Genomic DNA, 14,066 nt, shown 5'->3' on the forward strand with positions numbered 1-14,066 from the left:
TTATGAGTAAAGGCGTTGCTATAACGGGAATGGGAATCATTTCTGCCATTGGAAACAATGTTGCAGAAAACTATCAGTCTTTAATTGAAGGCCGAAAGGGGATTTCTAGAGTCTCAAAAATAAAAACCAATCATGTGAATGATATTATGGTTGGTGAAATTGCCTTTACAAATGAAGAACTTATTGCGCAAATAGGTTTAAATCCTGATAACAGCTTTACAAGAACGGCTTTACTGGGATGTTTAGCTGCTAAAGAAGCGGTTAACAATGCTGGAATAGATAATATAACAGCATATAATACAGGGTTAATTTCCTCAACTAGTGTTGGGGGTATGGACATGACCGAGCAGTATTACTACGAGTCTTTTGAAAATGAAGCTGTTCAAAAGTATATTGAGAGTCATCATGCTGGCGATTCTACCCAAAAAATAGCACAGCAATTAGGTATTGATAAGAGTTTAGTGACTACCATTAGTACGGCTTGCTCTTCCGCAGCAAATGCGATTATGCTAGGGGCGCGTTTAATTAAATCAGGAGAGCTTGATCGTGTCGTGGTTGGTGGTGCAGATTGCCTATCTAAGTTCACGATAAACGGATTTAAAACCCTGATGATTTTATCAGATACTTACAATACGCCTTTTGATGAAAATCGTAAGGGGTTGAACTTAGGCGAAGCTGCGGCTTACTTAGTTTTAGAGTCTGATGCTATTGTTCAAAAAGAAAACAAAGCAGTTTTAGCTTACGTAAAGGGCTATGGTAACGCGAATGATGCTTTTCATCAAACCGCGTCATCTGAGAATGGTGATGGCGCCACTTTAGCCATGCAAAAAGCCTTAAAGGTAGCAGGTTATACTCCTGAGAATATCGATTATATTAATGCTCACGGTACGGCAACAGGAAATAATGATTTATCGGAAGGCCGGGCGATTATTCGAGTTTTTGAAGATAGAGTACCTGATTTTAGCTCTACAAAAGCCTATACAGGACACACCTTAGCAGCAGCCGGAGCGATTGAAGCGGTTTATTCCATTTTAGCACTTCAGAATGATGTGATTTACCCAAATTTGAACTTCAAAACGCAAATGAAAGAGTTTGATATACGTCCACAACTTGAGGTCAAGAAAAAAACATTAAATGCTGTGATGTCGAATTCCTTTGGTTTTGGTGGGAATTGTTCCACGGTAATTTTTTCAAAAGAATCCTAAATAAAAAACATTGAAAAAGGTTTACATAAATAGTATCGCTTCTATTTCAGCTCAAAAAACATTTGATCAAGCTGAGTTTTTAACTGATCTTATAGATCATGAAGCAATTGTGATTCCTGTTGTAAACCCTAATTATAAAGCTTTTATTCCACCAGCGGCAGCAAGACGTATGGCTAAAGGAATAAAAATGAGTATTGTGGCTTCAAAAATGGCTGTTCAAGAAGCAGGACTAGAGCAAGTTGATGCGATTATTACCGGAACAGGTATGGGCTGTTTACGAGATTCTGAAAAATTCTTAAGCAACCTCATTGATAATGATGAGCAGTATTTAACACCAACGTCTTTTATCCAGTCAACGCATAATACGGTTGGCGGACAAGTGGCATTAGAATTAAAATGCAAAGGTTATAACTTCACGTACGTTCACTCGAGCAATTCGTTTGAGTCGGCCCTGTTAGATGCAAAACTGCAACTAGCCTCAGGAGAAGAAGACGATATTTTGGTTGGTGGTATTGATGAAATTGGAGACCACACGTTCAAGCTTCAAGAGTTAGTTGGTCATGTGAAACGAGAAGCTGTAAAGACTTCAGAATTATTAAAATCTAAAACTTCGGGTGCTGTTTTTGGAGAAGGTGCCAACTTTTTTGTGCTTTCTAACAAAAAACAAGCCTCGTCATATGCTGAGTTAATAGCAGTAAAGATGTTTAATACTTTGCCTAAAATTAGCGTGCCGGAAACAGCAACCGCTTTTTTAGCCAATAATGGTTTCTCAGCAGAAGATATTGACTTAGTGGTTCTTGGCTATAACGGTGATGTAGATTATGATAGCTGCTATGATGTTTTAAGTCATGAGCTATTTAATGATACCCAACAAGCCTATTACAAACATCTCTCTGGAGAGTTTAATACGGCTTCGTCATTCGGTTTTTGGTTGGCTTCAAAAGTTTTAAAGCTTCAGTCGCTTCCAGAAGTAGTTAAGTTAAACGACATCAAGTCTTCAGGGTTTAAAACCGTTTTACTCTACAACCAATATCGTGGTGAAAATCATAGTTTTACTTTATTAAAAACATGCTAAATTTTAAATCGGTAAATATTATAGCAGGCTTAACGTGTTTGGGTTTGTTAGCATTATGCCTTTTTTATGATTTATCTCTAATCTACCTTTTTATTATATTATTGCTGTGGCTTTTAATCACAGGTTTAGGTTCTGCTTTTATTGGTTGGAACTACCATTTGTCTTCTTTAAACGCGAATTACAAAACCAACAAAAACCAAATAGCCATTACCTTTGATGATGGTCCGAATCCCGAATTCACACCAAAAGTTCTAAAACTCCTTAAAACTTATAATGCCAAAGCGACCTTCTTTTGCATAGGAAAACATATAGAAGCATACCCTGAGATTTTTAAGAGTATTTTAGAAGCCCAACATGTGGTTGGTAACCATACGTATTCGCATAGCAATCGTTTTGGTTTTTTCGGAACTGAAGAAGTGGTTAAAGAGTTGCAACGCACTAATACTGTTATTGAAAAACAATGCGGACTAAAAATGAACCTGTATCGTCCGGCTTTCGGAGTTACAAACCCCAATATAAGACGCGCTTTGGGAATAACCGGGCTCCAATCGGTGGGCTGGAGTAAACGTTCATTAGATACTACCAAATTAGGCAAAAAGGCGATTTTAAAATGTATTACAACTAATTTAAAAGCGGGAGACGTCATTCTATTGCATGACAGCAGTGAGAAAACTGTTCTTGTTTTGGAACAGTTATTGTTATTTTTGCAGGAACAAAACTTGAAACCCGTCACTATAGACACCTTATTTGATATCAAAGCCTATGCGTAACCTTGTATTTCTAATCTTTTTTATTGTTTTCGCAACGCAAGGACAAACTAAAATGACGACCGAAGAAGCTTCGGCTCTAAAATTGAAAGCCCAGGCTTTTGCCAAGGATACTGAAAGCATCTTTAGTGATTTCACCCAATACAAGCACCTCGATTTTTTAGATAATGATATCAAATCAACCGGAAAGTTAGCCTTTAAAGCGCCCGATCTTGTAAAATGGGCTTATGAAACACCGTTTTCTTATGCCATTATTTTTAGAGATAACAAGATTTTCATAAACGATGAAGGCCGTAAAAGTGATATTGATATTGGGCGAAACAAAATGTTTAAGCAATTAAATAACCTCATAGTTAGTAGCGTTAAAGGCGACATGTTTGATGATGAAAAGTTCGTCATTGATTATTACAAACTTGAAAATGCAAGTTTAGTACATTTCAAACCCAAAGATGAAAAGCTAGCTAAATTTATAAAAGCCTTCCACATCACTTTTAATGAAGCTGCCGATGTGGTAGAAGTTAAAATGATAGAATCTTCTCAAGATTACACTAAAATTGTATTTACTAATAAAGTTTTAAACCAGCCTATAGATGATACGGTTTTTAAGCCTTAGCCTGGTTTTACTTTTTGTTTCTTGTGCCTCGTATCCTGAGAAACAGCAATTTCAATCCATAAACGACCAAGCTGACTTCCATAATGTGTATTTTTCAAATGTAGAAAAGGACTATGTTTACAAGGCTTCTATTGAAGTTTATGACAAAGTTTTTGGAGGAATTTTTATTGTAAAAAAGATTGATGACCTACATCATAGAGTAGTTTTTACTACCGAAATGGGAAATAAAATATTAGATTTTTCCTTTGATAAAGAAGCCTTTAAAGTCAATTCTATATTAGAAGCCCTTGATAAAAAAATACTCATTAATGTCTTAAAAAAAGACTTTAAAGTATTAATTACCGAAAATTTAAAGCTAAAGGCAGCCTTTAAGAGTGATAAACAAACGGTGGGTCAAACGGTTATCGATTCTGATGATTATTTTTACTTCGGAACAAACCCCTTGAATAAAATAGTGAAGAGTAAATGCGGAAAGGCACAAGTTGTGTTTACATTCTCAGAAATTAGTAATAATATTGCCCATAATATTAACATACAACATTTTAATATTAAGTTTAAAATGGGACTCAAATCAATCAACTAAAAGGAACCAATTTTTATGAAAAAAACGATATTAGCACTCTGCTTATCTACATTAATGACAGTGTCTTATGCTCAAAATAAAGCCTCTTTTGGATTAAAAGGCGGTGTTAATTTATCAAATATATCAAAGGCCAACCTGGAGACTAAAACTGGATTTAACTTGAGTATGTTTGCTAATATTCAATTCACAGAACTTTATGCCCTTCAACCAGAATTAGGCTATTCGCTTCAAGGCGGACAAAGTGATGGGTATTCAGAAGCCGATATGGATATTCACTACATCTCGGTGGCTGTTGCTAATAAATTTTTTATAAAGGATTCTGGGCTCCATTTTATCGTAGCGCCTGGTTTAGATTTTGATGCCGATGATACTTTGGTGGGCTTATACAATGACGCCGACGGGAATGATGTGACTTTTGTGGATCTTACCTTTGCCTTTGGTCTTGGTTATGAGTTTGATAACGGATTAGGTTTTGAGGCGCGATATAAACAAGGAACTATAGATGTTTTCTCTGATGCTTTTAATAGTTTTGATTCTGATCTACTGAGCAGAGAAACCCAATTGAATTCGACCTTTCAAATAGGGGTGTTTTATAAATTCAAGTTTTAATGATATGCAACTAAAAGATTTTTATACGGTAAATGATTTATTAGTAGATGACGCGGTAACAACTGCACAAATTACAATTAATAAAGATCATGATATTTTTAAAGGACATTTCCCTGGTAATCCGGTAACCCCAGGGGTTTGCATGATGCAAATCATTAAAGAACTGACCGAAGAAGTAGTTGGTAAAAAGTTATTTATGCAAAGCTCGAGTAATATCAAGTTTATGGCAATTATTAACCCTGAAAAAACACCAGATTTAGAAATTCAATTGAATATCACCGAAACTGAAACAGGGTATAAGGTTAAAAACACAACACGTTTTGAAGATACTGTGGCATTAAAATTGTCGAGTAGTTATACTGAAAAACAATAGTTATGAAGTATGTATTGGCATTTACTCTTTTATTTATAGCTCAGTCTGTCGATTTAGACACGATTAGAGCGGCCTATAAATATGCGGCTCAGGATTCCAGTAAAATTGAAACGCTTTACAACGATTTAGAAGGTGTGACTAAAGCCGATAGCGTAGAGCTTGTAGCCTACAAAGGGGCTATAGTGGCGCTTATGGCTAGGAGTGCCAAAAGCATAAAGGGAAAGAAGGAAGGTTTTCTAGACGGTGTTGGCTTGGTTGAATATGCGGTAGATAAAGATTCAAGTAACATTGAAGTACGTTTTGTAAGGCTTAGTATTCAACAGAATGTGCCAAAATTTTTGAGGTATAATGATGCTATTGAAAACGACAAAGCGTTTATTTTAGAGAATTTTAACGGAATTACCAGTCGTTCTTTAAAAAGTCATATTGCAGATTATGTTTCCCATTCCAAACACTTTACAGACGAAGAAAAAGCACGAATGATAGGCTTATAAATAACTGTAGTTTTCCATGGCTTTTCCTTACTCTAAAAAAGTAGTGATTGCTTTGTTTACAGCTTCCGATTGGTCAATACTTAGAAAATGCCCTGCACTCTCAATAACTTCTGTTTTGTCTCTAAATAATAATTCATCAGCTTTTTCTAAACTTTCTTCAGAATTAATAACATCAGCATCGCCTATTAAAACCAATACAGGAATGGTAATAGATCTTAATTCTTCGTCAGAAAAAGGTTTCATCTGCAGCATACTGGTATTGGTTTTTGCATATTTATTAGCCAGATAAAACTGTTTTTTATAAATCGAATTAATTTTTTCTGGATGTGATGAAAAGGTTTCTAAGGTGCGCTCAAATTTTTTCTTACTTGGAAATAGTTTTAAAAATAAAGCTTGAGAAGTTTGTCTCAAATTATCTACATATTCAAAAGTTTGCGCCGGACTTAGCAGTACCAATTTGTTAATGTTTTGGTTTTGTTGAATAGCTAACAAGGTGGCTATCCAACCGCCACGAGAGGCTGCCACTAAATCAAAGTTTTTTAAATGGTAGTGTTCAAAAATACTGTTGTACCAAATGATAATTTCTTCAGAAGTTAAGGCGTTTTTGGTTAAGGCTGACTTTCCAGGTTCCATTAAAAAGTCAATCGCATATACGCGGTGTTTTTCAGATAAGGCTTTTATATTAGGATACCACATAGTTGAACTCGCGTCCATACCGTGTAATAGCACCATTTGTTTGCCGTCTTCGGGTCCAGAAATAATAACATGAGCTGGGCCGTATGGCGTATCTACGGTATCTTCTGTATACGGTACTGGCCATAAGTTTAGAGCTTGGTTATAAGCGTTGATATAGGTGTTTTTTTCTTTTTTATTCTGAAAAACATAATCATCAAACCCCGTTTGCTTAGAGGAAGCACATCCGAAGCATAAAATTAGTATGGTAACTTTTAAAATTAACTTTCTCATTAATTTGTAATTCAAATGGTAAATGCACTTTTCCTAAAAGGCATATGATTGACCTAATATAGCTAAAAAAACGAGTGGTAAATTTAATTTAATTAACCCTATAGCTTTAAAAAGGCATAAAAAAACCTCGATTTAGCGTAATGGAGCCAATAGAGGTTTGATTAATAAAAAATGGCTTTTTGCTATTATGAATTAGCAATCGCTTTTAAGTCTTTTATAGTTTCTATTTGAGTACTGCTTTTAAACACGTAACTTCCAGCAACTAAAACATCGGCACCGGCATCTGTTAGTTGCTTGGCGTTTTTATCGGTTACACCACCATCTATTTCAATAAGTGTATTGGCACCTCTTGTCACAATAAGTTCTTTAAGTTGTTGTACTTTTTTATAGGTGTTCTCAATGAAACTTTGCCCGCCAAAGCCAGGGTTTACACTCATGATACATACCAAGTCAATATCGTTAATTACGTCTTCTAAAACGTTGATATTAGTGTGTGGATTTAGTGCCACACCAGCTTTCATGCCTTCAGCCTTTATAGCTTGTAGCGTGCGGTGTAAGTGGGTACAAGCTTCGTAGTGTACAGTTAAAATATCACTACCTAGTTCTGCAAAAGTTTTGATGTATCTATCAGGATCGACAATCATTAAATGCACATCAATGGTTTTTTTAGCATGTTTGGAGATGGCTTGTAAAACAGGCATACCAAAGGAAATGTTTGGTACAAAAACACCATCCATAATATCAATATGAAACCAATCGGCTTCACTTTGATTAACCATTTCTATATCACGTTGAAGGTTAGCAAAATCTGCTGCTAATACCGATGGAGCAATTAATTTAGAACTCATGAGATTGTTGATTATAATTTCGGCAAAAATAAAGGTTTTGTGTTTGTTAGGGGATTAGTTTTCAATAAAATTTTCAACCATCCCAATAACTTCATTGGCTATTTTGTTGTGGCCTAACTTTAGCCATTCGAGGTATTCGTAAAGGTTTTTTAGGTCGGCCTTTTCATTAATGATAGTAAAACCAAAGTTATAATCTTCAAAAATACGTTCGTCAATATTGGTGTTGATGACCTTAAAAAGATTATCGTGTCGAGGGTCTGAACTTATTTTTTTGTAGACGCTATCTACGACTTCTTCTTCACCTTCTAATACCTGAAGGAAATTAGAGTTTTTATACACAAGAACACCAGTAATGTTGTTTATTGTGTTGTTAGACTTAGCTTTTAAATAAATATTATCTTTAATGTTGTAATCAAGGGGTCTAGCGGCATCACTTATATAACAAATGGTTTTTAGCATGGTTCTTTATGGGTGAGATAGGTTGGTATTTTCTATAAAAATATTGAAATGTATCAACTTAGAAAAACTATTTCCTTTTTAATCTCAAATCAATAGTTCATTAAAAAATAAACCCTCGGTAATCAGCCGAGGGTTCTTTCATCAATCAAACAACGAACAGTTATGAGTAACTGTTTGTTGTTGTCATTTAGTCGTAAATTAAATGTATTACTAACCTAAATAAGTCTTTAAAATTTTACTGCGTGAGGTATGTTTTAGCCTTCTAATCGCTTTTTCTTTAATTTGTCTAACACGTTCACGGGTTAAATCGAAAGTTTCTCCAATTTCTTCTAAGGTCATTGGGTGTTGGTTTCCTAAACCAAAGTATAAACGAATAACATCGGCTTCACGAGGTGTAAGCGTTTCTAAAGCACGTTCAATTTCAGTGCGTAAAGATTCGTGTAATAATTCTTTATCTGGATTTGGTGACTCACCACTATTTAATACATCGTATAAGTTAGAATCTTCACCTTCAACTAATGGGGCATCCATACTTACGTGACGGCCAGAGTTTTTCATCGACTCTTTAACATCGTTGATAGTCATGTCTAATTCTTTTGCGATTTCTTCTGCAGAAGGCGGACGCTCATGACTTTGTTCTAAAAAGGCAAAGGTTTTATTGATTTTGTTAATCGACCCAATTTTGTTTAGCGGTAAACGTACAATACGAGATTGTTCAGCTAAAGCTTGAAGAATGGATTGACGAATCCACCATACGGCATACGATATAAATTTAAAACCACGTGTTTCATCAAAACGTTGTGCTGCCTTAATTAACCCTAAGTTACCTTCATTAATTAAATCTGGTAAGGTTAAACCTTGATTTTGGTATTGCTTAGCCACAGATACTACGAAACGTAAATTCGCCTTTGTTAATTTTTCAAGAGCAATTTGGTCTCCCGCTTTAATACGCTGTGCTAATTCAACTTCCTCATCGGCAGTAATTAAATCTACTTTACCAATTTCTTGTAAATATTTGTCTAACGAAGCGGTTTCTCTATTGGTTACCTGCTTCGTAATTTTTAGCTGTCTCATTTAATGTTCTCCTGTAATTTTAATTGTGAATAATTGGGCATTCAATAGTTATACGTATATAAAAAAGATAATGTTACAAAAAAGAGGATCTTTTTTGTAACATTATTATAAAGTACCTATTATGGTCTATTTAATTACTTGAGAATAGTTCTTATTTTTTTATTGCTAGTTCACGGGTTAACCAACCACTTTTACTAGCTGTAGCAATGGCGTAAGGTGTGATCCAAAATAGTGCGAAGGTGTATAAAATACTATAAGTATATGCCCAAAATGATTCTGAAACATCATAGCGATTAGCATAAAATAACATAGAAAATGTAGATAGTATTAATGTACCAACAAGGGTTGAGCTAATAAATAATAGAGGATGCGTTACTACGAAAAACATCATAAAGATTAAGAATGGGTAAGTCATTATAATTTCTGAAGACTGACTTAAGAATAGAAGACGTGTTCCAAGTTTTGATTCTTTTTTGAAGTTTGTGAAAACATATTTAGACATTTCAATATTTTCACGAACGTTACTACGACCCCATCTGATAAACATCTTATATAATCCCTGATATTTCTCAGGCACATTAGTATAAGCATAAGCGTTTCTTTGAAACAAAACATGCTTTCCTTGTTTTAAAATCATGTTAGTCATGGCACGGTCTTCACCAATATCTGATGGTTTACCCATAAACGTTTGGTTAATCCATTCAGGAAGGCAAGCAAAAACAGTAGAAGCTCTATAGGCAGCTAGGGCTCCAGGAGTACAAAGTACGGAGTTAAGTGTACTTTCTGCAGAACGTACAAACTCAAAACTTAAAACAAAACTCACGTCAAGCATTTTTGGGAGTAATGCTTTTTTATTGTTTAATACACGAATGTTTCCTGCAACAGCACCACATTTTTCATTCTTAACAAACGGGCTTACTAAAAGTCTTATAGTATCTGGGTTAACTATAGAATCACTATCAACGGTAACAAAAATTTCACCTGAACCTTGATTAAAACCACGGTATAATGCATGACGTTTTCCTTTGTTTTCAGGTTGTTGAAAAATTTCTAGTCGGTCACCTAACTGTTCTTTAGCTTTAAGCATCCATTGCCAAGTATCGTCTTTACTACCATCATCAATGGCAAGTAACTGTAGTTTTTCATCTGGAAAATCACTATTAGCTAAACTTAAAAGGGTATCCCAAACTTGTTTGCCCTCATTATAAGCAGGAACAATAACTGTACAGGTTGGAAGTTCGTCGTCTGAAACGGATTCAACAGGTTTATAGCAGAAATATTTGTATAAGGTGTAAATAAAAAAACTAGCCTTAAAAACAAGTAAACCTGTACAGAAGATTAAAAAGACAGATCCAAATGTTGAGCTAGATTGTTGTAAATTAAATTCGTAGAAATCACTTTGAACTAAATAAAACAGATAAACAGCATTAGCCATTAATAAAAAGGTACTCACTAAAACCAAAAAGCCCCATGTGCGTCCTGTTTTATTTGTGAGTAGGTTTTTTATAGAGTCAACTGTTTTGTTGACGGGAGGTGTCTTTTTTGTTTCGGAGATTTCGTTTTGTACTGAATTTAATGTGGTTCTAGTTCCCATAGTTTTTAAGCTTGTGTTTGTTGATTATACGAGGGGGTGTAGGGTTTAGATTTTTTTTAGTTCAGTTTAACATTTTCATAACATGAAGTGGTCAGTAGATTAAAGACATGTTTTTTGTCTTAAGTTGTGTTTTGTAATAATTTGTAGAATAATTCTGTGGTTTTTGCTACGATTATTTACCTTTGAAAACACTTATTAAAAGTGAAATACCACAAGTACAGAAAATGAGTGCATCAAAACCAAACCCACCTGAATGGAGACACCATTTAAATACCGAATACATTTATATTGATTTTTCAGGATTGTCATCAGATCATGAAATTTTGGATCAAATAGAGTTAGCTGTAGCTATGGGACTTGAGCGTCCAGACAAATCTGTTCGCGCTATGGTTTCAATTAAAGGAGCGAGAACAAACCATGGTACGACAAGGCAGATGGCGGTATTAGGCAAAAAGGTGCAACCTAAGATAAAGAGATCAGTTATTGTTGGGTCTAATGGATTTATGGCTTTGTTAGTTAAAATCTATACTTCAAATACAGGGAGTAAAATTAAATACTTTACAGATAGTAATGTGGCCTTAGATTATTTAACAAGTGATTAAAATGCCTAATCTAGAACATATTGTTAAGGTTTTATTGTTGTCTGATAAAATCGAAGGTGAAGAGAGCGCATACCTTAAAAAGTTTGGTTTTGAGTTGATGGTGACTCAAGAATTTTCTGATATATCATTTCAAAATACAGAAGTGTTCATAGTTGATTATGGTTTTGCAACTGACATTGAGAGCACTATTGAAAAATTGAAATCTTTCGGAGAAACAACGGTGCCTATAATACTTTTAACTCTTGTTTCAAACGAAACATTACTACAAACCACCTTGGAATACGATGTGTTTTGTGTCGTAAATTCTTTAAAGTCTCAAAACGCTGTTATGATTTTACATGCGGCAAAGCGGCAGTTCCAGAGAGACATTGAAAACAAATTAAAAAATAACGAACTTAACAGGCTATTGAGTACCAATTATCTTGTTTTAGATACTAAAAATCAGTTTTTGGAGCAAACTAATACGCGTTTAGAAAAGTTAATAATTGACGATATTAAGCTAAATAGAGGTGAGTTAGAAAAGCTTAGAGATGGCATTCAAAAACATCTCAAAGACGAGTATCAATACCAGTTATTTAAAGTGCATTTTGAGGAAGTACATCCTTTATTTTACAAACGATTATTAGTTTTAAACCCGGGTTTTACAGATAGTAATTTAAAATTAGCGTCCTTTATAAAAATGGGGTTTAATAACTCTGAGATTGCCTTTTTTCTAAATATTACACTAGCTGCTGTAAAGAAAGGCATACAACGTATGAAACATAAATTAAATTTAGCACCTGAAGATTCCTTAAGGTTATTTCTTTTCAATATATAATACCATTTATAACCTAAAATGTGTCCTATAATTTGTTTCTATTAAACACATAATTCAATAAAAAATAAAACCGTAGCGCTTCTGCCCGCCTGCCGGCGGGCAGGTGCTTTGATTTTGTATTTCATATGAATCCAATATATTCCAAATTATTTAGGGCGCCTTTTAAATCATAATTGGTGTAATTTCAAAATTCTTCAAAAATTAGTATTTTTTTTAGGTTTATTTGATTTTTTACTAGGTACTCTATTGAAAATTTAGACACCGAACCTAAATGTCTCCTATTTGTCCCCCTGGTAGAAGATAAAACTTATTAAATATATAGCTTTATTTGTATTAATGAAATAATTATGAGAGCTAAAGTTCTTGTGTTGTTTCTGCTCTCAAATCGTTTACAAAATGAGTTCAAAACAAATCAAATGTGTACTGCATAAATCCTTGCCAATTTTGTTTATTGGAAGTATAGCCTTTATTTATATGATGTTAATCATATTATTAATTGCAAGATACTGTTTTTAAAATTTTTCTAAATTTTTATTCATAAGGGTATTGTCATGGTAATATTAAAAAAAAACAAACCCCATAAAGTTCAAACTTTATGGGGTTTTAAGTATAAGAACAAAATTTTATTATGCTGCTAATTACTTTTTAAAGTAAGAAGCTTATTCTTCCAGGCCGATGCTTACAGAACTGTTAATTTTTAATTTTTTTCCTTTTAACCTGGCTTCAGTTAAAAATTTTTGTACCTCATGTTTAGCATTTATTAGTTCTGTAATTCGATCACTATCAAACATACAGGAATCATTCATATTTCCTTCTGTTTTGGAGAGTCTTTGAAGTTTGTGAAAATTTATTTTTACGTCTAAAATTCTACTTAATATATCGTTCGATTCAGAAGAAGTAAAGGTTCCGTCAATAAGTTTTAGATGTTGGTCTAATAGGCTCACTTTTTTTGATTTTAATGTTGTTTCCATGATTTTAAAATATAAATAGTTAAAATTTATTAATTAAGCATAAGTATAAAGGCATTCCTAAGGTGATATTAAAAGGGAATGTAATTGCTAAGGCCATGGGTATGTATAAACTAGGGCTAGCTTTTGGGGCCGCTATTTTCATGGCCGCAGGAACAGCTATATAGGAAGCACTAGCTGCTAGTATGGCAAATAAAAGCCTGTTTCCTGTTCCGGTAACAAACGCACTAGTTACTATAGCAACCAAACTACCGTTTATTATTGGTATAACTATGGCAAATATTAGAGCAAACCATCCTTTTTTTATGAATTCTGAAAGCTTTGTACCACTAGTAATCCCCATATCTAGGAGGAAAACGGCAAGAAAGCCTTTAAAAATATCTGTAGTAAAGGGCTTTATACCTTCTGCTTGAGCATCATTCGCCAAATAACCAATCACTAAACTGCCAATTATGAGAAGAACACTTCCATTGAATAAAGCATGACGTAGTACGTTGCTAAGAGGTATGTTAGACTTGCCTTTGTTTCCTTTAGAAATCATCATCAATAGAAGTCCAACCATAATTGAAGGGGCTTCCATGAGCGCCATAACTGCCACCATGTGGCCACTAAATGGAATCTGTTCTAACTCTAAAAAGGAAATAGCAGTTACAAAAGTGACGGCACTTACCGAGCCGTATGATGCGGCAATTGCCCCAGCATTCTCTACACTAAACTTTTTTCGTAATATAAAATAGGTGTAAATAGGAACAATGATAGCTAATAAGATACCAAATAGTAAACCCCATAATATTTCTATGTTAAATGTACTATGCGCTAATTCTTGACCGCCTTTAAAGCCTATGGCTAATAGTAAATACAATGAGATAAATTTTGATGAGTTTTCAGGTATTTTTAAATCGCTTTTTAATTGGACAGCTATTACACCTAAAAAGAAAAACAATAAAGCGGGGTTTGTTAGGTTGTCAATTAGTAAATGTAAATCCATATATTATTAAATTTCTGTGTTTAGATTAGTT

The 14,066-nt window shown here is 34.1% G+C and carries 17 protein-coding genes; 10 read left to right on the top strand and 7 right to left on the bottom strand.

Going from position 1 to position 14,066, the window contains the following annotated elements; all coding sequences use genetic code 11:
* The first annotated feature begins 2 nt into the window (after positions 1-2).
* Genes F6U93_RS04520 through F6U93_RS04555 form a run of 8 tightly spaced genes read left to right on the top strand, consistent with a single transcriptional unit; the run spans position 3 to position 5,719 of the window.
* The gene (locus F6U93_RS04520) at positions 3-1,205 is read left to right on the top strand and encodes a beta-ketoacyl-[acyl-carrier-protein] synthase family protein (protein ID WP_150937266.1); all 1,203 of its coding nucleotides are present in this window, start codon (positions 3-5) and stop codon (positions 1,203-1,205) included.
* A gap of 10 nt (positions 1,206-1,215) precedes the next feature.
* Positions 1,216-2,280 (top strand): beta-ketoacyl synthase N-terminal-like domain-containing protein, encoded by a 1,065-nt coding sequence (locus F6U93_RS04525; protein WP_150937268.1) that lies wholly within the window; start codon positions 1,216-1,218, stop codon positions 2,278-2,280.
* Positions 2,274-3,050: a polysaccharide deacetylase family protein gene (locus F6U93_RS04530; protein ID WP_150937269.1), complete on the top strand. Its 777-nt coding sequence runs from the start codon at positions 2,274-2,276 to the stop codon at positions 3,048-3,050. Before F6U93_RS04525 ends, F6U93_RS04530 begins: the two co-directional genes overlap by 7 nt.
* Positions 3,043-3,660, top strand: coding sequence for a LolA family protein (locus F6U93_RS04535; RefSeq protein ID WP_225312558.1), 618 nt, complete (start codon positions 3,043-3,045; stop codon positions 3,658-3,660). The genes F6U93_RS04530 and F6U93_RS04535 overlap by 8 nt, the downstream gene beginning before the upstream one ends.
* Positions 3,638-4,243: a hypothetical protein gene (locus F6U93_RS04540; protein ID WP_225312560.1), complete on the top strand. Its 606-nt coding sequence runs from the start codon at positions 3,638-3,640 to the stop codon at positions 4,241-4,243. The genes F6U93_RS04535 and F6U93_RS04540 overlap by 23 nt, the downstream gene beginning before the upstream one ends.
* Before the next feature lie 15 nt (positions 4,244-4,258).
* Positions 4,259-4,852: an outer membrane beta-barrel protein gene (locus tag F6U93_RS04545; RefSeq protein ID WP_150937271.1), complete on the top strand. Its 594-nt coding sequence runs from the start codon at positions 4,259-4,261 to the stop codon at positions 4,850-4,852.
* Positions 4,853-4,856: 4 nt separating this feature from the next.
* Positions 4,857-5,225 (top strand): hotdog family protein, encoded by a 369-nt coding sequence (locus F6U93_RS04550; RefSeq protein ID WP_150937273.1) that lies wholly within the window; start codon positions 4,857-4,859, stop codon positions 5,223-5,225.
* Between the two features lie 2 nt (positions 5,226-5,227).
* Complete coding sequence (locus F6U93_RS04555) at positions 5,228-5,719, top strand: hypothetical protein (protein WP_225312561.1); 492 nt, start codon at positions 5,228-5,230, stop codon at positions 5,717-5,719.
* A gap of 27 nt (positions 5,720-5,746) precedes the next feature.
* On the opposite strand, the gene F6U93_RS04560 is transcribed toward F6U93_RS04555, so the two are convergent.
* The 5 genes from F6U93_RS04560 to F6U93_RS04580 all read right to left on the bottom strand — a co-directional run bounded on the left by F6U93_RS04560 (position 5,747) and on the right by F6U93_RS04580 (position 10,660).
* Complete coding sequence (locus F6U93_RS04560) at positions 5,747-6,685, bottom strand: alpha/beta fold hydrolase (protein ID WP_150937276.1); 939 nt, start codon at positions 6,683-6,685, stop codon at positions 5,747-5,749.
* Between the two features lie 185 nt (positions 6,686-6,870).
* Entirely contained in the window at positions 6,871-7,533 is a 663-nt protein-coding gene (rpe, locus tag F6U93_RS04565) for a ribulose-phosphate 3-epimerase (protein WP_150937278.1), read from the bottom strand.
* A 54-nt stretch (positions 7,534-7,587) separates the two neighbouring features.
* Positions 7,588-7,992, bottom strand: coding sequence for a BLUF domain-containing protein (locus F6U93_RS04570; protein ID WP_150937280.1), 405 nt, complete (start codon positions 7,990-7,992; stop codon positions 7,588-7,590).
* Between the two features lie 210 nt (positions 7,993-8,202).
* A complete protein-coding gene (locus F6U93_RS04575; protein ID WP_019387909.1) occupies positions 8,203-9,066 on the bottom strand; it encodes a sigma-70 family RNA polymerase sigma factor in 864 nt (287 codons plus the stop codon).
* A gap of 151 nt (positions 9,067-9,217) precedes the next feature.
* Positions 9,218-10,660 (bottom strand): glycosyltransferase, encoded by a 1,443-nt coding sequence (locus tag F6U93_RS04580; protein WP_150937282.1) that lies wholly within the window; start codon positions 10,658-10,660, stop codon positions 9,218-9,220.
* A gap of 224 nt (positions 10,661-10,884) precedes the next feature.
* On the opposite strand from F6U93_RS04580, the gene F6U93_RS04585 reads away from it, so the two are divergent.
* Positions 10,885-11,262 (top strand): hypothetical protein, encoded by a 378-nt coding sequence (locus F6U93_RS04585; RefSeq protein ID WP_150937285.1) that lies wholly within the window; start codon positions 10,885-10,887, stop codon positions 11,260-11,262.
* 1 nt (position 11,263) lies between these two features.
* Positions 11,264-12,079, top strand: coding sequence for a helix-turn-helix transcriptional regulator (locus F6U93_RS04590; RefSeq protein ID WP_150937286.1), 816 nt, complete (start codon positions 11,264-11,266; stop codon positions 12,077-12,079).
* Between the two features lie 659 nt (positions 12,080-12,738).
* On the opposite strand, the gene F6U93_RS04595 is transcribed toward F6U93_RS04590, so the two are convergent.
* Both F6U93_RS04595 and F6U93_RS04600 read right to left on the bottom strand, forming a co-directional pair.
* Entirely contained in the window at positions 12,739-13,050 is a 312-nt protein-coding gene (locus F6U93_RS04595; protein ID WP_150937288.1) for a hypothetical protein, read from the bottom strand.
* Positions 13,051-13,069: 19 nt separating this feature from the next.
* Positions 13,070-14,035 carry a sodium-dependent bicarbonate transport family permease gene (locus tag F6U93_RS04600; RefSeq protein WP_150937290.1) on the bottom strand — a complete coding sequence of 322 codons (966 nt, stop codon included), beginning with the start codon at positions 14,033-14,035 and terminating at the stop codon, positions 13,070-13,072.
* Positions 14,036-14,066 lie beyond the last annotated feature (31 nt).

The sequence above is a fragment of the Pseudotamlana haliotis genome (assembly GCF_008806375.1).
GTDB lineage: Bacteria > Bacteroidota > Bacteroidia > Flavobacteriales > Flavobacteriaceae > Pseudotamlana > Pseudotamlana haliotis.